This window comes from Primorskyibacter sp. S87 (assembly GCF_049801055.1).
In the GTDB taxonomy this organism is placed as follows: domain Bacteria; phylum Pseudomonadota; class Alphaproteobacteria; order Rhodobacterales; family Rhodobacteraceae; genus JBNAGF01.
Window position 1 is genome coordinate 398,360 of sequence record NZ_JBNAGF010000001.1, and the last position, 20,986, is coordinate 419,345.

The following is a 20,986-nucleotide window of genomic DNA, read 5'->3' on the forward strand; positions in this document are numbered from 1 at the left end:
CCCGGTTACAGCTTGGCGTGACTACCGTCGCAAAGCGGTTGCTTGTCGCTGTTTTTGCACCCGCAAAAAAAGACCTTCTTCGAGGCTTCGGCGGTGTATTTGACCGGATTAAACCCCGTATCCTTGTGGCTGCCATCGCAGAAGGGTTGCTTCGACGATTTCCCGCAGGCGCACCAGAAATAAGTCTTGCCCTCTGTGACTTCGACCGGGAAGGGCGCTTTCTGGGCGATCTTGGGTGTTTCGGTCATCTGTCTCTCCGTGATTTATGGGGGTCTCGCTCACTAGATAGGGCGCTCCTCAAAAAGAATAGTGTAATCCCGGTATGCAGGGAACATCCCTTGTCAGATCGGGGCCAGTTTCCTGTCAGGTGCAGGAACTCGCGGATTCGCTCCGCTCTTCGCGCAGCAACCCGGAAATGTTGGCTTCGAGTATGCCATAGCCGACATTGCCATACAGCTTCTGACGCCCCTCGTTCATCAGATAGGTCGGGCTGCCCTGAACACCCAGCGATTGACCCAGTTCATAGTCGGCGGCAAGCCGGGCAATCGCCTCGCCTGTTTCGATTTTCTTGAGAACCTTGTCGAAACTCAGGCCGATCTTATCGCAGACCTGCCTTTGCACCGCCCAGTTTGAAATATCCTGAGCGTCCGCAAAGAACGCCGCCCGAAGCTCCATCGCCGCCCTTACGGATAGCTGATCGGTGAAGTGGGAAGGCCAGGACGCACCCTGCGGCTCTTGTTCCATCAACTCGATCGCCTTGATGAACAGATGCGGGCTGGCAGATGACCTTGGGCGTACATCGGTCCAGACGGAAGGATTGACGGTCAGGCCGTCGAACTTGGCCGCCACATCCTGCACATGTGCGCCATACCCTTCAAAACCACCGCGGTCGCGCCATGCCTTGCTGATCTTCGTTTGCGTGTCGGGAAACACGGAACAGAAATGAACATCGACGACGACATTGTCGCCGAACGTCTCGATCAACTGATACAGATTACGTTGCCCGGCATAGGCCCAGATACACAGAACGTCGGAAAAATGTGCAATGCGGACCTGTGACATGAACCTTCATCCTCAACAAAACGCGGTGCTGAGGTTTCGGTATCGAAAAGCCAGCTTTTGGGCAATGTGACATGAATGAAGATATGACTGCCCAGACAAAACTGCGAGGTCGGACAGCTAGCTTATCCCTGTTTCAGGCGTCCCCAAAGGTCATACTCGCCGGCTTCATCCACCTCGACGGTCACGATATCTCCCGCCCGAAGATCCTCGAAGCCCTCGTCAATGAACAGGTTTCCGTCAATTTCCGGGGCATCGGCTTTGGTTCGGCAGGTTGCGGCTTCTTCGTCGACCCCATCGACAATTACCTCGATGGTTCGCCCAACCTTGGCAGCAAGCTTTGCCTCCGAGATCGCCTGTGCCTTTTCCATGAACCGCTCCCAACGCTCCTGCTTGATTTCGGCCGGTACATGATCGGGGAGATCATTCGAGCGTGCGCCTTCGACGTTTTCGTATTGAAAACAGCCGATGCGGTCGAGTTGCGCCTCATCCATCCAATCAAGCAGCGTCTGGAACTCGGTTTCCGTTTCTCCGGGATATCCAACGATAAAGGTCGAGCGCAGCGTGATATCCGGGCAGATCTCGCGCCATGCCGCGATCTCGTCGAGTGTTCTGGCTGCGGCTGCCGGACGGGCCATCCGTTTCAGCGTATCAGGATGCGCGTGCTGAAACGGGATATCCAGATAGGGCAGGACGTTGCAGCCCGCGTCGGCCATCAGCGGGATCAGCTCCCGCACATGCGGGTACGGGTAAACATAGTGCAGTCGCACCCACGCATCGAATTGACCCAGTTCTCGCGCCAGATCGGTGATGTGGGCACGCACCTCCCGATCTTTCCAAGGTGACAGATCGTATTTTCGGTCCAGTCCATAGGCCGAGGTGTCCTGACTGATGACCAGCAACTCTTTCACGCCATTGTCGACCAGCTTTTCGGCCTCGCGCAGAATGGCGTGAGCCGGTCGGGACGCCAGTTTTCCGCGCATGTCAGGAATGATGCAGAATTTGCAGCGGTGGTTACAGCCTTCGGAAATCTTCAGATAGCTATAGTGCCGAGGGGTCAGCTTGACCCTGGACGCAGGCAGAAGATCCACAAAGGGATCGGGCCAAGGCGGAACGGCCTCATGCACCGCGTCCAGCACTTGCTCGTACTGGTGGGGGCCGGTCACGGCGAGAATGCGGGGATGATGCTCGCGGATGTAATCCGGCTCGGCACCCAGACAGCCGGTGACAATAACCTTGCCGTTCTCGACCAGTGCTTCTCCGATCGCTTCCAGCGATTCAGCCTTGGCGCTGTCAAGAAACCCGCAGGTGTTCACGATCACTGCATCCGCGCCTGAATAGTCGGGCGAGATGCCATAGCCCTCGGCCCTCAGCCGAGTCAGGATGCGCTCGCTGTCCACAAGCGCCTTTGGGCAACCCAATGAGACCATGCCAATGTTGGGCTGGCCGTCACGGCGGCTATCCTGAATTCGGGCGCCGGGCGCCAGATCGGGGCGGAGATCGGGGGGATTGGTGCTCATGGCCGCGCATATAGTGGCATGGGCGGGCATCTGCAAAGGTTTTGAATCGTTGCACGCCACCGCGACCGGGCTCATACCGAAGGAAAAGGGGCAGGCGGAGCATTTCAATGGCGTGGATCGTTCGGATCTTGGTGATCGTTTTGGCGGCCGTGATTCTGGCGCTGGGCGCCTTTATCTTCCTGCCCGGTGAACGCATTGCCCGGATTGCCGCGGATCAGATCGAGCTGCGAACCGGGCGGGACTTGCAGATCAGCGGTGATCTGCGGGTCACGATCTGGCCGGTACTCGGTGTGCAGACGGGGCCGATCGTGCTGGGGAATGCGAAATGGGCGTCTGAGGCGCCGATGCTGCAGGCCGAGGCGCTGTCGATCGGAATATCCACCTCGGACCTGTTGCGCGGGCAACTGAGGGTCCGGCAGATCCTGGCGCAAGCACCCATTTTGCGGTTGGAGCAGAACAAGGGCAGGCAGAACTGGCAGTTCGGAACCGGAATGGCGGAGGTCAAGGGAGAGGCCGCCGGAACAGATGTGCGGAACCCTCCCGGATCAGGGATTGCGCTTGAAGTACTGGAACTACAGGACGCCCGGCTGATCTATGTGGTGGACGGTAGCACTAGACTGGACCAAGGCGGAGTAGACCTGGAGGCCAGTTGGCAGGGCCGTGCCGGTCCTCTCGAGTTTCGCGCAGTTCTGTCGCCAAACGGTGTGCCGGTCGCGATCGACGGAACACTGTCTGACGTCCCGGCCTTTCTCAACGGTGCCGTTGCCCCCGTTTCGGCGAATGCGTCGCTTCCGGACGCCGAGCTTGTCTTTGATGGGCGTGCCAGCCCATCGGGCGAGGGGGCCGGCCATGTGCGGTTGACCGTAAGGGACAGTGCGCCTTTGTTAAAGGCTGCTGGGCATGCGGGGGTGTTGCCGGTCAATTTTGGAAAGTCCGGTGAACTGACTGCAATGGCCACTTACACAGCCGACAGTCGGCTTTCCTTACGTAACACCCTTTTGCGCATCGATGACAACACCCTGCGCGGTGCCATTGACTTCACAGCCGGACAAGTGCCGCAGGTCATGGCAGAGCTGAGCGCCTCGGTGCTGACCGTTCCGCAAAATGCCAGCGACAAGTCTGCCGCCGGGGCTGAAACTGCTGGCGATACCGGATGGAGCGAGGCCCCGATCGATGCCTCACCGCTATCGCTGGCCGAGGGCGTGGTAGGGCTTCGTTTTGAGCGCATCGAGGCTCCCGGGGTGTCTGTTGGTCCGGGTCGCCTTCTGCTCACGCTCGAACGTTCGCGAGCCGTGTTGCAGATGGATCCGCTTGCCGTCTTCGGGGGCACTATACGGGGGCAGCTTGTGGCGAACAATCGGAGCGGTTTTTCCGTCGGCGGCAATATCAGCGCGGAAGGGATCGAGCTGCGGGACGCACTGTCTTTCCTTGCCGGGGTCGACCGTTTGTCGGCTTCGGCGGCGGGCAACCTTCGATTTCTCGGTGTGGGCCAGACCGAAGCTCAGATCATGCGATCGCTGTCGGGCGAGGGGCGGTTGCAGACCGGACAGGGCGAGATCGCTGGATTGGACCTTGATCGATTGATTTCAGGTGATCCGCGAACCGGAGGAACCACCGTTTTCAATAGCCTGACTGGGACATTCACGATGGCAGGCGGGAAGTTGGATAATCAGGACCTTTTGTTGCGTTTGGATAATTTTGAAACCCGTGGATCGGGTGTACTGGGGGTTGGAATGCGTGATTTAGACTACCTGATAACGCCAATTTCCTTGCGGGCGAACGCTGGAAAGGGCCTTTCGGTCCCGGTTCGGATACGTGGCCCGTGGTCTGACTTATCCTATGAGCCAGACCTGCAGCAATTGCTGGAAACAGAACTCGAATTGGATGTCGAAGCGGAAGCCAAGGCACAAATAAGGCGGAAACTCGAGGAGGAACTCGACCGTCCGCTGGAAGAAGGCGAGGATATCGGGGACGCCATCAAGGACAGATTGGAAGAAGAAGCCAAGAAAGGATTTCTAAAGCTGCTCGGGGTGGACTAGCGCGCGCCGACACTGGCTCAATGCGCTGCCGATCTGCTGTGAGATTTCCATCCACAAGGGCACGAGATCCGGCAAGAATTCAACGGTCTGTGAGACGGTCCGCATGTGGATAAAGGGCGCGGGACACTGCCGCGCCCGTGGGTCATTTTGGTCAGTCAGATCTTTTGGTCGTAATCCCCGACGGCGGGTTCCGTGCGGATGACTGCGTCGATCTCGGCAAAGATATCCTTCATCTCCTGTTCGCTGGTGCTGCTTTCGCAGACCACCACGAGGTTGGGGGTATTTGACGAGGCGCGCACAAGTCCCCATGACCCGTTGTCGAGGATGACGCGGGCACCATTCACGGTGACAACTTCCTTGATGGCCCGCCCGGCCAATTTCTCTCCGGCATCAGCCTTGGCAACCAGCTTTGCGACCAGTCGGTCCAACACATCATATTTCTCAGTGTCCGAGCAATAGGGAGACATGGTGGGGGTAGACCATGTCTTGGGCAGAGCCTTGCGCAGATCAGACATTTTCTTGTCCGGGTTGCGGTCCATCAACTTGCAAATCTCAACGGCAACCCGCAGGCCGCAATCATACCCGCGGCCAATAGGCTCGGCCATGAAGTAGTGACCCGACTTTTCGAAACCTGCCAACGCCCCGATCTCTTTGACCCGCCGTTTCATGTGGCTATGGCCGGTTTTCCAATAGTCTGCCTTGATGTCATACTTTTGCAGTTCCGGGTCCGAAGCGAAAAGGCCAGTGGACTTTACATCAGCGACGAAAGTGGCGCCGGGATGCAGCCGAGCCAGATCGCGGGCAAGAATGACGCCAACCTTGTCGGCAAAAATCTCTTCGCCTTCGTCGTCAACGACCCCGCAGCGATCGCCGTCGCCATCAAAGCCCAGCGCCAGATCGGCGCCGCTGGCCTTAACGCTGTCCGACATATCGTGCAGCATGTGCATATCTTCGGGGTTCGGGTTATAGTTCGGAAAGGTATAGTCGAGCTCATTGTGGCTGGGCACGACCTCGACGCCCAGACGTTCGAACAACTCGGGTGCAAACGCGGAAGCAGTTCCATTTCCGGTGGCACAAACAACCTTGAGCGGACGGGTCATGCGGAAATCGCCGACCAGATCGTCAAGATAGGCTTCCCTGACCCCATCGACAAACTCATAAGAACCACCCGGATGTTCGTCGAAATCGCCGTTCAGGACGATATCGCGCAACTCGGCCATTTCGTCGGGACCGTGCGTCAGGGGGCGTTCGAACCCCATCTTTACGCCTGTCCAACCGTTTGGATTGTGCGAGGCGGTGACCATCGCAACGGCCGGCACATCCAGATGAAACTGCGAGAAATAGGCCATCGGGCTCAGCGCAGGGCCAATGTCCTTGACGGCGATACCGGCACGCATCAGGCCCAGCATCAACGCGTTCTTGATCGCCAGAGAATAATCCCTGTAGTCGTTTCCCACGGCGATTTCCGGTTTCAGCCGACGCCGCTGCATCTGGGTGCCCAAGCCAAGACCCAGAGCCGTCATGCCGGGCAGGTTAATTTCGTCCGGGTATTTCCAGCGCGCATCATACTCGCGGAAACCGGTGGGCGTGATCATCGGATCGCGCAAAAAGCTCCAGCTGTTCTGGGTCACCGTCGCGGCGGGTTTGGTCATGATAAATCTCTGGCTTGCTATTGGAATGAATGTCGAAATGCACCGCTTGGTTCGTGCGTGATCATGTGTCGACCAAATGCCCGCCCCCAAGTCAAGGGGAGATACCCGGCCAGTGACACATGTTCAGACCGGCACGCGGCCACCCGGTGGGCGCCGGTGCTTCAGGAACTGACCTGCTCTTTCAGGATCGACGCGGTGAGCGAGATCATAAGATAGATCCCGGCGAAGATCAGAAAGGCAAGTATCGTGTTCTCGAACTTTCTGGGATAACTCGCCTCCTGGCTCGGGACTGGCCGCACGGATGTGGTCAGATAACGGACCTGACGGTTGGCCTCCATCCGGGTCTGTTCGACCTGTTGCAGCGCCGATTGCAGCATCATGTCACGCGTTGCCAGATCGGCCTGCGCCATCTGGATACGGACTGCCAGTTGCGCCAGCGAATTTTCGCCCTTTGAGGCATCGACCATCTTTTCGTTGAGCTCGGTCAGTAATGTGTTCAATCGGCGGATATCGCCCTGTGTGCCTTCTACTTTGGCGCGGTTGGGGCGTGAGTTGTCGAGAAGGGCGGCAAGCGCCAGTTGCTTTTCCTGGATCTGCAGCTCGACATTGTTGATCTGGCTTCTCAATCCGGCGATCACGCCTTCGGGGTCGAGGATCGCTCCCTTTTGCTGCAGTTGCACCAACGCTTCCTGGGCGTTGCGTCTTTCCTGCTGGGCCTGATCGAACCCGTCCAGCGCATCCCGCATCTGGTCGCCGCGCTTTTGCTGCGAAAGGTTGTTCACCCGCTCTTCGGCATAGGAAATCAGGTTCTCGGAAAAATCGGTGGCCACGTTCGGGTCGGCGGCGGTTACCTCCATGCGGATCACGCCTTCGGTCGGATCATATCCGATCTTCACATGTTTGGAATAGGTGCGATACGCTTCCTCGTTGGTGGGGTTCTCGCCCAACCGTTGAATCGGGTCGATCCATTCCTGCGTGAAATGCGTCTTGAAACCCACGTCGCGGTCAAGCCGCAGCATCGCGTCCTTGGATTGCAGGAAGGACTGCACCGCAATCGAATCCTGACTGGTGGCGAATTGTGTGCCCGAAAGCAATCCGCCCAGTCCCGAGCCGCCGGCATTGTCGGCCTGCAGGATCAGAAACTCGGACTTTGACGAATACATCGGTGTGGCGACGACATAGAAATACCATCCGACGATCAGCGTTGGCAGCATCACGAAGAAGGCCAGCCGTGTCATCAACAGCATCAGTTTCTTGCGGCGGCGTCGTGCGATATCCTGCTGGATTTCGCTGATCTCGCGGTTCCGGCGTTCCATCGGGTTCATCTCGGTCGACGGCAGTGTGTTCTTGCCGGTGGGAACCGTCTGAGGCAGCTGCACGCGCTGCTGTGAATCGTCGCCCTTTGCATGAACGTCTGCAAACGCGTCCCGGGCGCCGTCGTGCTGATCGGCACCGCCCTGCGGCACGACAAGCTCCAGCATGTTGGCGCGTTGAAACGGATCTATCCCGCGTTCGCGCAACAGGCGCACCGCATCAAAATCCGAGGTGGCCGGCAGGTTCTGCCGTTGTGCCACGCGCCGGGCCATACGCAATTGACGTCCTGTCAGTCCTTCACGGCGAATGGCGTCGATCGCCTCATCGACCGAGGTTTCGCGTGCCGAGGAAACCTGTCCCTGCATCTGCCGCGCTGCAGCCTGTCCCGAGGCTGGGCGACGGGGTGCAGCCTGCGGGGCCATGGTTGGTTCGGGGTGCGGTTGCGCTCCGGCCTGTGGTGCTTCTGCTGCGCTTTCCGGTCGGCGCGTACGAGTCGCTGCCTGCGCCGCCGCAGCTTCGCCTTGCGCCGGATTCATCGGTGCGCTGCGCCGAATGCGGAATTTCTTAGCCTTGGGTTTCGTAGTCATAGAGCTGTTTCGCTTCTTCCAAGGTGTCATACATGTAAAGCTGGCCGTCCAGAAGGACGGCGGCCGAGCGCGCGAATTTCTCCAAGGTCTCGGGTTGATGCGAGACAATGATGATGGTGGTGGTTCTCAGCCGTTCCTCGAGGATCGCACCGGCGCGTTTGTTGAACTGAACATCGGTGGTGCCGGGCATGCCTTCGTCGATCAGGTAGATGTCGAAATCCAGCGCCAGCATCAATGCGAACGAGAACCGGGCCCGCATTCCTGACGAATAGGTGCCGAGCGGCTGGTCGAAATACTCACCCAGATCACAAAGCCACCGGCAATAGGCTTCGACATAGTCGGGATCAAGCCCATAGAGCTTGGCGATATAACGGGCATTTTCCATTGCCGACACACGGCTGACAACACCGCCCATGAAGCCAAGCGGAAAGGAAATGTTGCAGCCCCGGCGGATCTCACCCTCATCGGGTTTTTCCAGTCCGGCCATCATCCGAATGAGAGTGGTTTTCCCGGTGCCGTTCGGAGCCAGAATGCCAAGCGAATTGCCGAGCTCGACGCGAAATGAAACCCGATCGAGGATTACCTTGCGCTGCGTGCCGGTCCAGAAAGATTTGCTGACATTCTCGAATTCTAGCATTCTGTTTCCCGGCTCACATCCCGGATGGCCCCGGGTGGCCGTCGTCCTGTTTCCTTGCTGCCCGCCGCGTCGGCGACACTGATGGTGCCCGCATGGCTGCTATCTGCCCGTTTTTGCGGTGCATTTTTACCGCCTTTGTGCCGTCTCTCTCCTTACGGAAGATGTCTTAACGGCTTACCCTTCGAATTAGGCCACATTATGTCGGAATATGAAACAAAATATCAATCGGAAACCGGGGAAAGGATGATGCCCTGCAGGTCGATTGCCCGCGTTGGCTTGTTTCCAAGGGCATTCGGACCGGGCTGTGAAAACGGCGGCATTGCGCTACTGTTTCCCTCAGCGCGACGGATGGCCACCCGGGTCGGGCGCTGCCGGAATATGACACGCGGGGACGCGAGGGGAGATGAACGGTCAATCTGATGCTAGGGGCCTCGCGGCTGAAATCGCCCGGTGCAAGATCTGTGCGACCCGTTTTGCGGCGACAAAGACTGCGCATGCTCCGCGACCAGTCGTCTGGTACAGGCCGGGTGTTCGGATACTCGTCGCAGGGCAGGCACCAGGGCTTCGCGTGCATGAAAGCGGCAGGCCCTTCGATGATCGGTCCGGCGATCGGCTGCGGGATTGGCTGGGCATGGATAAGGCCGAATTCTATGACCGCGATCGGGTGGGGGTCCTGCCGACCGCCTTTTGCTTTCCCGGCTACAACGCGGCAGGATCCGACTTACCTCCGCCACCGGTGTGCTGGAAGACATGGCACGCCCGAGTGCTTGAGGAGATCGGCCCGGTCCCCTTGCGGGTGATCGTCGGAGGCTATGCGATAAAGAAGCATCTGGGGGATTCCCGCCCGGTCACCGAGGCTGTGGCCGACTGGAATGCGCGGCCAAATGGGACATTTGTTTTGCCGCACCCGTCTTGGCGCAATACCGGTTGGTTGAAGCGAAACCCGTGGTTTGGTGATGAAATCCTTCCAGCGCTGCGCGAGGCGGTGAGACAGGTGCTGGCGGATTGACCTCTCCGGGCTTGTAAACCGGGCAATTGCGCCCTAACCCGCTGGGTCAAGGCCGCACTGCTTGAGGAAGCCCCATGACCGAAACGACCGCGCTTGATACTGCTCATGCAGCGATGCAGAACGCGCCGGACAACGACGCCGCGCGCCTGCGCTTCTTCGAGAGACTGGCCGATTGCGAATTGTTCCTCATGCTGAGCCACGAAGCGAAGGGAGAGAACCTGTCGCCTGAACTCTTCGAGTTGGCAGACGGGCGCTTTGTTCTTGCCTTTGATCGCGAAGAGAGGCTGGCGCAGTTTGCAGGAAACCCCGCGCCTTATGCAGCGCTTTCGGGGCGTGTGTTGGCTGGAATGCTGGCAGGGCAGGGGATCGGTTTGGGACTCAACCTCGAGGTGGCACCCAGTTCCATCCTGATCCCGTCCGAGGCCTTGTCATGGTTGCAGGAAACACTCGGACACGGGCCACAGGAAATTGAGGCAACCCTTGCTGAAGTCACCGCCCCGCGAGGACTGCCGGAGGTTCTGTTGGCTGCACTGGATACCAAGCTGGCCACAGCGACGGGGTTGGCGGCGGGGGCCTACCTTGTCGGGGTGAGCTACCGCGACGGCGGGCAGGGGCACATGTTGGGGTTTGTCGATACAGTCGAAGGGGCAGAGGGGGCGCTGGCCAAGGCTGCATCGGAGGCGCTCACCTTTACCGGGATCGAGGCCGGCGCGATGGATGTTGGTTTTTTCGCCGCCAAGGACCCAGTTGCCGCAAAGCTGGCAAAAGTTGGCGTTCGGTTCGATCTGCCACAACCCGAGGTCCGGGCTTTTGGCCCCAAGGCACCGGGGACGGACCCGGATGCGCCTCCGAAATTGAAGTAGGCTTGTATCGGACGGGCAGGAAGTTGCCCGTCCGGGACGGCGGAAAGTTTACTCTGCCGCAGGTTCCAGCTTGTCCTGTGTGCGGGTCTCGAAATCGCTGGCATCGTGCCGTTCGCGCAGCTGAAACTGCAATTCCCCAAAGGCCCGATTGACCATGCGCCCTCGGCTTACTGCCGGGCGTGCGTCGATCGCTTCTGCCCAGCGCAACACGTTCTTGTAGCTTGTCACGTCGAGGAACTCGGCGGCGTTGTAGAGACGCCCCAGAACCAACTGCCCATACCAAGGCCAGATCGCGATATCGGCGATGGTGTAGTCCTCGCCCGCAATGTAGGTCTTGTTCGCCAGTTCGCGGTCCAGAACGTCAAGCTGGCGCTTGGCCTCCATGGCAAAGCGGTTGATGGGATATTCCCATTTTTCAGGCGCATAGGCGTAGAAATGCCCGAATCCACCGCCCAGATAGGGCGCGCTGCCCATCTGCCAGAACAGCCAGTTCAGAGTCTCGGTTCGGGCCGGTCCCTCCTTGGGAAGGAATTCTCCGAACTTCTCGGCCAGGTGCATCAGGATTGATGCGCTTTCAAAGACACGCAAAGGTTCCTGCCCTGAACGGTCCATCAGGGCCGGGATTTTGGAGTTCGGATTGATGTCGACAAAATCCGATCCGAATTGGTCACCCTCGCCGATGTTGATCAGCCATGCGTCATACTCGGCACCCTCGTGACCCTTTTCCAGCAGTTCCTCGAACATCACGGTAACCTTGACACCGTTCGGCGTGGCCAGCGAGTAAAGCTGGAAGGGATGCTTGCCTACAGGCAGTTCCTTGTCATGCGTCGCCCCCGCAATGGGTCGGTTGATCGAGGCAAACTGACCACCGCTTTCCTGTTCCCATGTCCAGACTTTTGGCGGGGTGTATGTTGGTTGATCGCTCATGTCGCGCGGCTTCCTTCAATCCTTGGGGGTCGGGCAATTTCACCCAATTCGAGCTAATATCGCGCGGATCAAAGTCCAATCGCGGCTCATGCACAAGCCCTGTGCGGGTATGCTGAAACATTTCTGCCGGTTTCCATCACGAAATCGCGACCACAGTAACAGCCCGGTGAGCCCCCCTTCGCAAGATCGATGCGATGCATATTCTCGACAATTAGCAGCGGCCGGGTCTTTTCTGCATCCGGTCCTCGAAACGGTAACCTATGACACATCAGTGAGGATCCTCGAATATGAAACGTTTTGCCCTGGCCTTTGCCACTGCTGCCGCCCTTGGTTTACCTGCGTTTGCTGGTGAACAGTTCGTCGACCAGACCGGGTATGCGGCGTCAGGTTACGATGTCGTGGCTTATCGCAATCTTCCACAATCCAAGGTCGGTTCGCCGCAACCCGAAGGCATAAAAGGCAATAGCTCGATCACCGCTGACTACAACGGCGCAACCTGGGCGTTTTCGTCCGAAGAGAATCGCGACAAGTTCCTGAGCAATCCAGCCCACTTTGCCCCGCAATTCGACGGTCACTGTGCTTATGGCGTATCCAAGGGCGGGAAGGTCCCCGGGAACCCGAACTTGTGGCGCATTGTGGACGACAAGCTGTATCTAAACATCACCAAGAACGTCGTCAGCTTCTGGGAGGAGGATATTCCCGGAAACATCAATCTCGCCGATGGCAACTGGTCGGGAATCGAGGGCAACCCGGCATCTGAAAACCCGATCCCCAAGTTTACTTCGGAGGCGCCTGTCAAGAACTGAGGCCCCGAGATATCAAACTGGCGCCCGATCGATCCGGGTTCTCGAAACGATGACTGCATGGCAATGATCTGCCATGCAGCTTGCTTTGAAAGCCGTATTGGAGTTTCCTAAGCGGTGCTAGACTTTCGGCGGAGAGGGGCCGTGGAGAAGAACAACTTGATGGTTGGGTGCTCCTCCGGGTTGGCGTGATCCCTTCTCAAGTTCAGTTGTTCAAAGGTTTTTCCGTGATGCCCCGAGCTTCGAAAATTTCCCTAAAATCGATCTCTGGAGCTTGCGTTGCCGCAGTAATGGCAACCAGCGGCCCCGCCAATTCCCAGGACTCAACCGTTGTCTCCGACCGGGAGCCGATCGTCGTTTATGACGAGTCGGAACTAAACCCCAGAGAACCCTCCTATGAATGGGAGGGGCCGGCTCTTTTGAGGGATATTCGCGTGATCGATGGTTTGGGCAACGCGCCGGTCGAGGCGCAGGATGTTCTGGTTGCAGATGGAAAGATTGCCGGTGTCGGTCCAACTGGCAGTTTGGATTTACCCGAAGGCACCAGGATTTTGGAGGGCACTGACCTGACCGTCATGCCCGGGCTAATTGACAGCCACCACCATCTGGTTGGAGGTTGGCGCGGCGGCAACGACAATGGTTACAGGCAGGTCGAAATCAAATGGGCGCTGCTCGCAGATCTGTATAACGGTCTGACACATGTATTCGATATCGGAAACATCCCGGATATCGCAGACGACACCCGCGATATGGTTGAGGCCGGTCTGTGGATGGGACCAGATGTAACAATCTCAAGCTGGTATTACGAAACTGCCCCTGTCGGAGCAGTCGGAGCCAACATGCTTCTGACCCGCCCCGACTATGGCCTTATTTCCGCCGAACTGGCCAAAATGAAAGAGATCTATGATGTCGAAATGATCAAGTGCCATGTTGGGATGAACACCCAGATTCTCCGCCTGCTGGTCAAGGCGGCGCATGATCAGGACATGCGGGTCGTTTGCGATCTATGGCACAACAACGGAAATCCATGGATCGCGGCGCAGACGCATCTGGACGGATACGCCCACAATACGTTTACCGCGTTGGAGCCGACCTTGAGAGATGCCGAAATCTTGCGGGACGAAGGGGTTTTTGTTCTTACAACCACTGTTCTGATGGACCTGTTCACGCGAGAGCGGATCAAGTTGGGGGGAATGGACTATACCGAGGGTAACCCCCTGATCGAGAATGTGACCCCACCGCATTATCTCGAAGCCCACAACGATCCCGAGCAACTGAACGGGACGATGGATCGGTATCATGGCCTGACCGACGCAATTTTGAGCGACGTGGCCGACAACGAAGAGATCCGGCGACGGGCGGTCCGGTTCATTCAGGTGGCGGTTGAGGCCGGAACCATGATCGGATTGGGAACCGACGCACCGTACCCGACGGTTTGGCCGGGGGAGTCCATGCATCGGGAAATGGAAATCTGGGTGAATGAGGCCGGGATCGACCCGGTTCGCACCATCCGTGCTGCCACGGGGGACAACGCCAAGATCCTGAAAATCGACGACCGCACGGGTGCCGTTCTTCCGGGATTGGAGGGGGATCTGCTGGTGGTGCGGGGCAATCCTGCTGAAAACATCTCGGACACGCGAAACATCGTGCATGTCTTTACCAATGGAAAACTTGTCGACCGCGAGTCCCTGACCCGGCAGTGGCGGAATTGATCTGTTCAATTTGACTGGGTTAATCTGTTTGACCGGGTCAATCTGACTGACAATCGGGAACCAACCGCGCAGCGTTGATAATTCGGCAGAGCTCGAACCCACAGGCACTTCGGCAGTTGATCGCAACAGAAAAGGCCGCGCTATCAACGCGGCCAAGCTTGCAAAAATGGTGTCCGCCCCTCAGCGCCGCCTGTCGCGGCGTGCGCTCATCGGCTGGAACGCAACGCCCACATGGGCTTCGCAATAAGGTTTGCCCTGCTGAACCGGCAGCCCGCAGAACCAGAAATCTTCGGTGGCCGGATCGCCAACCGGCCATTTGCAGGTCCGTTCCGTAAGCTCCATGAGGTTGAGCTTTTTGGCCTTCTTTTCGACTTCGTTGACCTTGGCCAGAGCCTCTGGGCTGATCTCGTTTGCCGACGGCTGTGGCGGCAACGGCTGACCTGCGGGAATAATCTGTTTACGTGCCGGAATCGGCGTTGGCTTGGCCTCTGCTGCCGGAGCAGCCTGTGCCGTCGGGCGTGCCGGTTCGGTCTTGGGCTTCGCCTTGGCCTCTGCTTTGGGCGCGGCGGCAGGCTTTTCTTTCGGCTCCGACTTGGTCGAGCCGCCGCCGGAGGCCCGGTTGGAAAGGCCCAGACGGTGCACCTTGCCGATCACCGCGTTGCGGGTCACTCCGCCAAGCTCCTTGGCGATCTGGCTGGCCGATTGGCCTTCGCCCCACATTTTCTTGAGCAGTTCGACGCGCTCGTCAGTCCAGGACATGGCTTGCCTTTCAAAGCTGAAAAGCGGCCCCACAAGCGGCCGCCTTCGGAAATTTCTATCGGGCTCCTATTCTAATCACTGCGGGCCGAGTTACAAGCCGTGTCCGTCTCGGAACGCCAAGTGCAACTGTCAGGACCTGCGCGACTTCGCTGCCGACGGATCTTGCCCAAGGCAGAGATATCAAAAATGCCCGGCTCGCGGCACCGGCGGGACCCGGGCAGCAGCGCATCAAGCGGCGTGCGGGCAATGGGCGCGACATGTATGACCGCTGTCGCCTGAAATGGTCAGATTGAATGTTCTCTTTGCGCAATTGGGGTTTTCAAGGGCCGAATCCTTCGCTATGGGCTGTGCTCATGGTCAAACAGGCTCATATCCCTGCGCTCCGACGCCGACGCCGTTCCGCCTGATCGCGGACCTTTTGATCCCTGGTGTCTCCCCTCGTTCGTGGAACCACACCGAAACCAAGCAAACCAGTTGACGACCTGCCCACCCGTGTCCCAAACCGTGATTCACCCAGTTGTTTCACCCGATGGGCACCAAGAGATGAAAAAGGATGATCCGATGATCCCGTCCGTTCTGCCGACTTATAACCGCGCGCCGCTCAATTTCGTGAAAGGCGAAGGTGCCTGGCTGATCGAGGCGGATGGCCGACGCTTTCTGGATCTCGGTGCCGGGATCGCGGTGAATGCGTTGGGCCATGCCCATCCGGACTTGGTCAAGGCTCTGACCGATCAGGCGAACGCGCTTTGGCACGTGTCGAACCTCTATCAGATTCCACAACAGCAGGCGCTTGCTGACAAACTGGTGGAGCATTCATTTGCTGACACTGTGTTCTTCACGAACTCAGGCACTGAATCCTGCGAACTCGCCGTCAAGATGGCCCGCAAGTACTTTTACGATAACGGCCAGCCGGAGCGTGTGGATATCATTACATTTGACGGCTCGTTCCACGGCCGGTCTTCGGCGGGCATCGCTGCGGCCGGGTCCGAAAAGATGACCAAGGGTTTTGGCCCGATGTTGCCGGGTTTTGTTCATCTGACCTTTGGCGATCTGGATGGTGTGACCGATGCAATCACCGAGCGGACGGCTGCGATTCTGATCGAACCCGTGCAGGGTGAAGGCGGTATCCGCCCGGTGCCTGACGCCGAGTTGAAGGCGCTGCGCCAGATCTGCGATGACCACGGCCTGCTGTTGATCCTCGACGAAGTGCAGTGCGGAGTCGGTCGTACCGGCCGGCTGTTTGCACATGAGTGGGCCGGCATCACTCCGGATATCATGATGGTCGCCAAAGGGATCGGAGGCGGCTTCCCGTTGGGTGCAGTGCTCGCCACCGAAAAGGCGGCCAGCGGCATGACGGCCGGAACACATGGGTCAACCTATGGCGGCAACCCGTTGGGCTGTGCCGTGGGATGCGCTGTGATCGACCGCGTCGCCGACCCTGCCTTTCTTGCCGAGGTCAATCGCAAGGCGGGACTGCTCCGCCAGAAGCTCGAAGGCTTGGTCGCCGCCCATCCTGACATCTTCGAAGAAGTTCGCGGAACGGGTCTGATGCTTGGCCTCAAGTGCAAGCCAGCCAACACCGATTTGGTCGGCGCCGGTTATGACAACATGGTCATAACCGTTCCTGCTGCCGACAACGTGATCCGGCTGCTGCCACCTCTGACGTTGAGCGATGAGGACATCGCCGAGGCGTTGACGCGCCTCGATAAAGCTGCGGTACAGGTTTCGAAGCAACTCGAAACCGCCTGATCCTTTTCTTGTTCAAGAGTTCCGGGGCCGGCGTGGACCGCTTGAGCCCCGGCAATCAAAAGCGATATAGACATGAACCATTTTCTAGATATCCACAAAACCGAAGCTGACGAGCTGCGGTTCATGATCGATCAGGCCGGTGCAATGAAAAAGGCACGCCTCGGTCGTCCAAAGGCGGCGCTGGATGACGACCAGCCGCTCTCGGGTCGGATGGTCGCGCTGATTTTCGAGAAACCGTCAACCCGAACCCGCGTTTCCTTTGATGTAGGAGTGCGGCAGATGGGCGGTCAGACCATGCTGTTGTCAGGCAAGGACATGCAGTTGGGACATGGTGAAACCATCGCCGATACCGCCCGGGTTCTCAGCCGGTATGTGGACATGATCATGATCCGGACATTCGACGAAACCATCCTGACCGAGATGGCCGAATTTGCCGATGTGCCTGTCATAAACGGGCTGACAGATCGCACCCATCCTTGCCAGATCATGGCGGACGTCCTGACCTTCGAAGAGCATCGCGGCCCGATCAAGGGCAAGAAGGTGGTGTGGACAGGCGACGGTAACAATGTCTGTGCATCATTCCTGCACGCGGCCGGGCAGTTCGGTTTCGATTTCATATTCACTGGGCCGGCGCAGTTTGATCCGGAAGAGGAGTTTCTTGGTTACGCCCGTTCCAGGGGCTCCAAAGTGGTTGTCGAACGCGACGCCTTCAAAGCCGTCGAAGGTGCTGATCTGGTGGTCGCCGACACCTGGGTTTCGATGCACGATGCGCAATCGGCAAAGGAGCGTCGCCACAACCTTTTGCGCCCTTATCAGGTCAATGCCGAACTGATGTCGCACGCCAAACCGGACGCGCTTTTCATGCATTGTCTGCCCGCACATCGTGAAGAGGAAGCAACCTCCGAGGTGATGGACGGGCCGCACTCGGTCATCTTCGATGAAGCCGAGAACCGCCTGCACGCGCAAAAGGCAGTAATGCGCTGGTGCCTCGGGGTCTGAGGCTGCCCTGCCGTCACCCCAACCGGTCGGGCCTTGCCCCTTTCGCAATCCGGCTCCAAGCTGTGTCAAAGAACCAGCGGAGGGGCCATGAAGATCACCATTGCCGGAGCAGGCGCCATAGGGTGTTTCACCGGCGCACTTCTATCGTCCCGGCACTCGGTTACCCTGCTGGGCCGTCCCTATGTTCTAGATCCGGTTCGGCAGAACGGGCTGCATGTAACCGACTTTGGCGGTCTGGATGAACATGTCCCTGCCGATCAGATTGCGACATCGACCTGCGCGGACAGTCTTGCAGGAGCCGATCTTGTCATCGTGACAGTCAAATCCGGTGGCACCGCTTCCATCGCCGAAGACATCGCCGGCCATGTCTCGCCTGATACGCCAGTGTTGTCATGGCAGAATGGCCTGAAGCCGGTTCAGGACCTGCGCAGCAAACTGCCACGTCACGATGTTCGCGCGGGCATGGTTCCATTCAACGTGGTCCCGAAAGGTGCGGGCCACTACCATCGGGCGACCTCGGGCGAGATTGTTATCGAGAACGGTTCCGGGGAATTGCCCGGCGCGCTTGATGTGCCTCATCTACCGGTTCTTGGCAGCGACCGGATCGCGGCGGTGCAATGGGGCAAACTGGTGGTCAACCTCAACAACGCGCTCAATGCCCTGTCTGGTATGACACTCAAACGCCAGCTGCTTGACCGGAACTGGCGGCGAGTGATGGCGAACCAGATGGCTGAAGCGCTGCGGATACTCAAAACGGCTGGTATCGAAGTTGCCTCGACAACACCGCTTCCTGCGTGGGCAAACCCCTATATGCTGCGGCTGCCCACGCCACTGTTTTCGCGCATTGCGGCACGAATGATTACGATCGACCCCGAAGCGCGCACGTCGATGGCGTATGATCTGGAAGCCGGGCGGAAAACCGAGGTCGCCGATTTGCAAGGCGAAATTCTTACCTTGGCGCAGCGTCACAGCTGCCAGGCGCCGATCTGTTCTCAGGTAATGCAGGCCGTCAGAGATGCCGAAGGAAAGGGGCCGGGCTGTCCGGGTTTGAAACCCGAGATCTTCGACGCCTCTTGAACCTGTTGGGGCTCTGCTACACTTTGGCCTGAAACCGGGGCGGTCAGCCCCGTTTGAACCAACGAGCGAGATTGGATGACCGGATCCGGGGCAGATATTGGTATTTTCGGGCTTGGCACGATGGGCAGCGCATTGGCGCTGAACTTTGCGGGTCAAGGGTTCACTGTCGCAGTGGCCAACCGCGAAAAAGATCTGGTTTCGGAGTTTCTGAACAGATCAGGCGAGTTGAAGGACAGGGTAGTTTCAGCCGACACCCCGGCCGATCTGGTCCAGGCCCTGACACCGCCGCGGGTGGTGCTTTTGATGATCCCGTCAGGTGCGCCGGTCGAACAGATGATCGCGGTCTTTGAGCCGCTGCTGGAAAAGGGCGATGTCCTGATTGATGCTGGGAACTCCGATTTCCATGATACCAACCGGCGCGCCCGGGCATTTGCTGACAAGGGGCTGGAGTATGTTGGGCTCGGTGTCTCGGGCGGAGAAGAAGGCGCACTGACCGGGCCTTCGATGATGTTCGGAGGCAGCGAAGAAGCATGGACGCGCCTGGGCCCGTTGCTCGAAAAGATCTCGGCCAAATTTGATGGCGACCCTTGTGTCGCGCGCATGGGCCCTGATGGCGCAGGCCATTTCGTCAAGACCATGCACAACGGCATCGAATATGCCGACATGCAGATGATCGCAGAGGCCTATGGTCTGCTACGTGACGGAACCGGATTGGCAGCACCTGAGATTGGCGCGTTGTTCCGGGAATGGGAGGCGGGCCCGCTGGCTTCGTATCTGGTGGAGGCCACAGCGCAGGTTCTTTTGACCACGGATCCCGAATCCGGCAACCCTTTGGTAGATCGGATCGAGGATCGTGCCGGGCAGAAAGGAACCGGGCGCTGGTCGGTTATCGCAGCCCTGCATCTTGGGCAATCGGCATCGACCATCGAGGCTGCGGTTGCAGCCCGTGCTTGGTCTTCGGACAAATCAGGGCGGTTGGCGGCCGAAAGAGTTTTGCCCGGCCCGGATCCCGCAGGTTCCGAATTCCGGGTGCGGCCGATAGATTTGGCAGAGGCGCTCTACGCCGGGCGGATATTGGCGCATGCACAAGGGTTTGAGGTCTTGCAGGCGGCAAGTGCCGAATTCGGATGGTCGCTGAACCTCGCCCGGATTGCCGAGATATGGCGTGCGGGCTGCATCATTCGATCCCGTTACCTTGATGTTCTGGCCACGGCACTGAAAGAACCGGTGCCCGAGGGCGGCCTGCTGCTGACCCCCGGCCTGAGGGCTGAACTGGCCCTTCATCTGCCCGCGCTGCGCCGGGTTGTGACCGCAGCCATGACGGCGGGTCTGCCTGTGCCGGCCCTCGCTGCTGCGGTCGGGTGGTATGACAGTCTGCGCCGGGGGAGGGGAAGCACCAATCTCATTCAGGCCCAGCGTGACGCGTTCGGCCGTCATGGTTTTGAACGGATCGACCGATCCGGGCTGACGCATGGCATTTGGACCGGCGAATAGAATTCAGGAAAGGAACCTGCCATGAAAACCGCACTGGTAACGGGCGCCGCGCGCGGCATCGGGTTGGCTACTGCCCGTGGACTGCTGGACCGGGGGTGGCGGGTTGCAATGCTGGACCGGGACATTCCCGCGCTTCGTGATGCGGTAAAGGGGCTGGACAACGCGGTTTCGGTTGAGGCCGATGTTTCGATCCCCGGAGATGTGAATGCGGTTCGATCGCAGCTCGATACCCAATTCGGGCAGCTTGATGGGTTGGTGAACAACGCCGGTGTTGCCGATTTCGGCCCGATCCGCGACACCTCGTTTGAGCGATGGCGCACCGTCATGGCAACCAACCTTGATGGCCCATTTCTGATGACCCAGGCGCTCACTGATCTTCTGGCGCGGGAGGGTGGCGGATCGGTGGTTAACATCACGTCGATTTCCGGGCTGCGGGCCAGCACGTTGCGGGTGGCATACGGCACATCCAAAGCCGCGCTGGCGCAACTGACATTGCAGCAGGCCGTGGAGCTCGGGGAGTTGGGAATTCGTGTCAACGCAGTTGCGCCCGGCCCGGTCGACACAAAGCTGGCGCTGGCCGTGCACACGCCCGAGATCCGGGCTGCCTATCACGATGCCCTGCCGTTGAACCGCTATGGCAGCGAGAAAGAAATTGCAGCTGCGGTTTTGTTCCTGCTGAACGACGAGGCGAGCTTTGTCACCGGGCAGATCCTCGCAGCGGACGGCGGGTTCCAGGCAACGGGGATCGGTCTTCCGGCCCTGCGAGACTGACCGCCAAGAGGCTGT

At 59.0% G+C, this 20,986-nt stretch carries 18 protein-coding genes; 10 read left to right on the top strand and 8 right to left on the bottom strand.

Annotated elements, in window-relative coordinates:
• Positions 1-5 precede the first annotated feature (5 nt).
• The 3 genes from ACP15U_RS02045 to rimO form a co-directional block, all read right to left on the bottom strand.
• Positions 6-248: a CDGSH iron-sulfur domain-containing protein gene (locus ACP15U_RS02045; protein WP_425043457.1), complete on the bottom strand. Its 243-nt coding sequence runs from the start codon at positions 246-248 to the stop codon at positions 6-8.
• A gap of 115 nt (positions 249-363) precedes the next feature.
• Positions 364-1,062, bottom strand: coding sequence for a DsbA family oxidoreductase (locus ACP15U_RS02050; RefSeq protein WP_425043458.1), 699 nt, complete (start codon positions 1,060-1,062; stop codon positions 364-366).
• 122 nt (positions 1,063-1,184) lie between these two features.
• Positions 1,185-2,579, bottom strand: coding sequence for a 30S ribosomal protein S12 methylthiotransferase RimO (gene rimO / locus ACP15U_RS02055; RefSeq protein ID WP_425043459.1), 1,395 nt, complete (start codon positions 2,577-2,579; stop codon positions 1,185-1,187).
• A gap of 107 nt (positions 2,580-2,686) precedes the next feature.
• Here rimO and ACP15U_RS02060 point away from each other — a divergent pair, with 107 nt between their 5' ends.
• On the top strand, positions 2,687-4,618 hold the full coding sequence (locus ACP15U_RS02060) for an AsmA family protein (RefSeq protein WP_425043460.1): 1,932 nt from the start codon (positions 2,687-2,689) through the stop codon (positions 4,616-4,618).
• A 155-nt stretch (positions 4,619-4,773) separates the two neighbouring features.
• Here ACP15U_RS02060 and ACP15U_RS02065 read toward each other — a convergent pair whose 3' ends face one another.
• The 3 genes from ACP15U_RS02065 to ACP15U_RS02075 form a co-directional block, all read right to left on the bottom strand.
• Positions 4,774-6,270: a phosphomannomutase/phosphoglucomutase gene (locus ACP15U_RS02065; RefSeq protein WP_425043461.1), complete on the bottom strand. Its 1,497-nt coding sequence runs from the start codon at positions 6,268-6,270 to the stop codon at positions 4,774-4,776.
• Positions 6,271-6,431: 161 nt separating this feature from the next.
• Complete coding sequence (locus tag ACP15U_RS02070) at positions 6,432-8,171, bottom strand: capsule biosynthesis protein (RefSeq protein WP_425043462.1); 1,740 nt, start codon at positions 8,169-8,171, stop codon at positions 6,432-6,434.
• Positions 8,149-8,808, bottom strand: a complete 660-nt coding sequence (locus ACP15U_RS02075) for an ABC transporter ATP-binding protein (protein WP_425043463.1) — start codon at positions 8,806-8,808, stop codon at positions 8,149-8,151. The genes ACP15U_RS02070 and ACP15U_RS02075 overlap by 23 nt, the downstream gene beginning before the upstream one ends.
• Before the next feature lie 403 nt (positions 8,809-9,211).
• Here ACP15U_RS02075 and ACP15U_RS02080 point away from each other — a divergent pair, with 403 nt between their 5' ends.
• Positions 9,212-9,817 (top strand): uracil-DNA glycosylase family protein, encoded by a 606-nt coding sequence (locus ACP15U_RS02080; RefSeq protein ID WP_425043464.1) that lies wholly within the window; start codon positions 9,212-9,214, stop codon positions 9,815-9,817.
• A 74-nt stretch (positions 9,818-9,891) separates the two neighbouring features.
• On the top strand, positions 9,892-10,680 hold the full coding sequence (locus ACP15U_RS02085) for an SseB family protein (protein ID WP_425043465.1): 789 nt from the start codon (positions 9,892-9,894) through the stop codon (positions 10,678-10,680).
• Positions 10,681-10,728: 48 nt separating this feature from the next.
• Here ACP15U_RS02085 and yghU read toward each other — a convergent pair whose 3' ends face one another.
• Complete coding sequence (gene yghU / locus ACP15U_RS02090) at positions 10,729-11,607, bottom strand: glutathione-dependent disulfide-bond oxidoreductase (RefSeq protein WP_425043466.1); 879 nt, start codon at positions 11,605-11,607, stop codon at positions 10,729-10,731.
• 287 nt (positions 11,608-11,894) lie between these two features.
• On the opposite strand from yghU, the gene ACP15U_RS02095 reads away from it, so the two are divergent.
• Positions 11,895-12,413: a YHS domain-containing (seleno)protein gene (locus ACP15U_RS02095; protein WP_425043467.1), complete on the top strand. Its 519-nt coding sequence runs from the start codon at positions 11,895-11,897 to the stop codon at positions 12,411-12,413.
• A gap of 431 nt (positions 12,414-12,844) precedes the next feature.
• On the top strand, positions 12,845-14,122 hold the full coding sequence (locus tag ACP15U_RS02100) for an amidohydrolase family protein (protein ID WP_425043468.1): 1,278 nt from the start codon (positions 12,845-12,847) through the stop codon (positions 14,120-14,122).
• 180 nt (positions 14,123-14,302) lie between these two features.
• On the opposite strand, the gene ACP15U_RS02105 is transcribed toward ACP15U_RS02100, so the two are convergent.
• The gene (locus ACP15U_RS02105) at positions 14,303-14,881 is read right to left on the bottom strand and encodes a GcrA family cell cycle regulator (protein ID WP_425043469.1); all 579 of its coding nucleotides are present in this window, start codon (positions 14,879-14,881) and stop codon (positions 14,303-14,305) included.
• A gap of 561 nt (positions 14,882-15,442) precedes the next feature.
• On the opposite strand from ACP15U_RS02105, the gene ACP15U_RS02110 reads away from it, so the two are divergent.
• From ACP15U_RS02110 to ACP15U_RS02130, 5 genes are all read left to right on the top strand, one after another.
• Positions 15,443-16,630, top strand: a complete 1,188-nt coding sequence (locus tag ACP15U_RS02110; protein WP_425043470.1) for an aspartate aminotransferase family protein — start codon at positions 15,443-15,445, stop codon at positions 16,628-16,630.
• 72 nt (positions 16,631-16,702) lie between these two features.
• The gene (gene argF, locus ACP15U_RS02115) at positions 16,703-17,629 is read left to right on the top strand and encodes an ornithine carbamoyltransferase (protein ID WP_425043471.1); all 927 of its coding nucleotides are present in this window, start codon (positions 16,703-16,705) and stop codon (positions 17,627-17,629) included.
• Positions 17,630-17,716: 87 nt separating this feature from the next.
• Positions 17,717-18,706, top strand: a complete 990-nt coding sequence (locus ACP15U_RS02120) for a 2-dehydropantoate 2-reductase (protein WP_425043472.1) — start codon at positions 17,717-17,719, stop codon at positions 18,704-18,706.
• Between the two features lie 75 nt (positions 18,707-18,781).
• Positions 18,782-20,200 carry an NADP-dependent phosphogluconate dehydrogenase gene (gene gndA / locus ACP15U_RS02125; RefSeq protein WP_425043473.1) on the top strand — a complete coding sequence of 473 codons (1,419 nt, stop codon included), beginning with the start codon at positions 18,782-18,784 and terminating at the stop codon, positions 20,198-20,200.
• A gap of 21 nt (positions 20,201-20,221) precedes the next feature.
• Entirely contained in the window at positions 20,222-20,971 is a 750-nt protein-coding gene (locus ACP15U_RS02130) for an SDR family NAD(P)-dependent oxidoreductase (protein ID WP_425043474.1), read from the top strand.
• Positions 20,972-20,986: the final 15 nt, after the last annotated feature.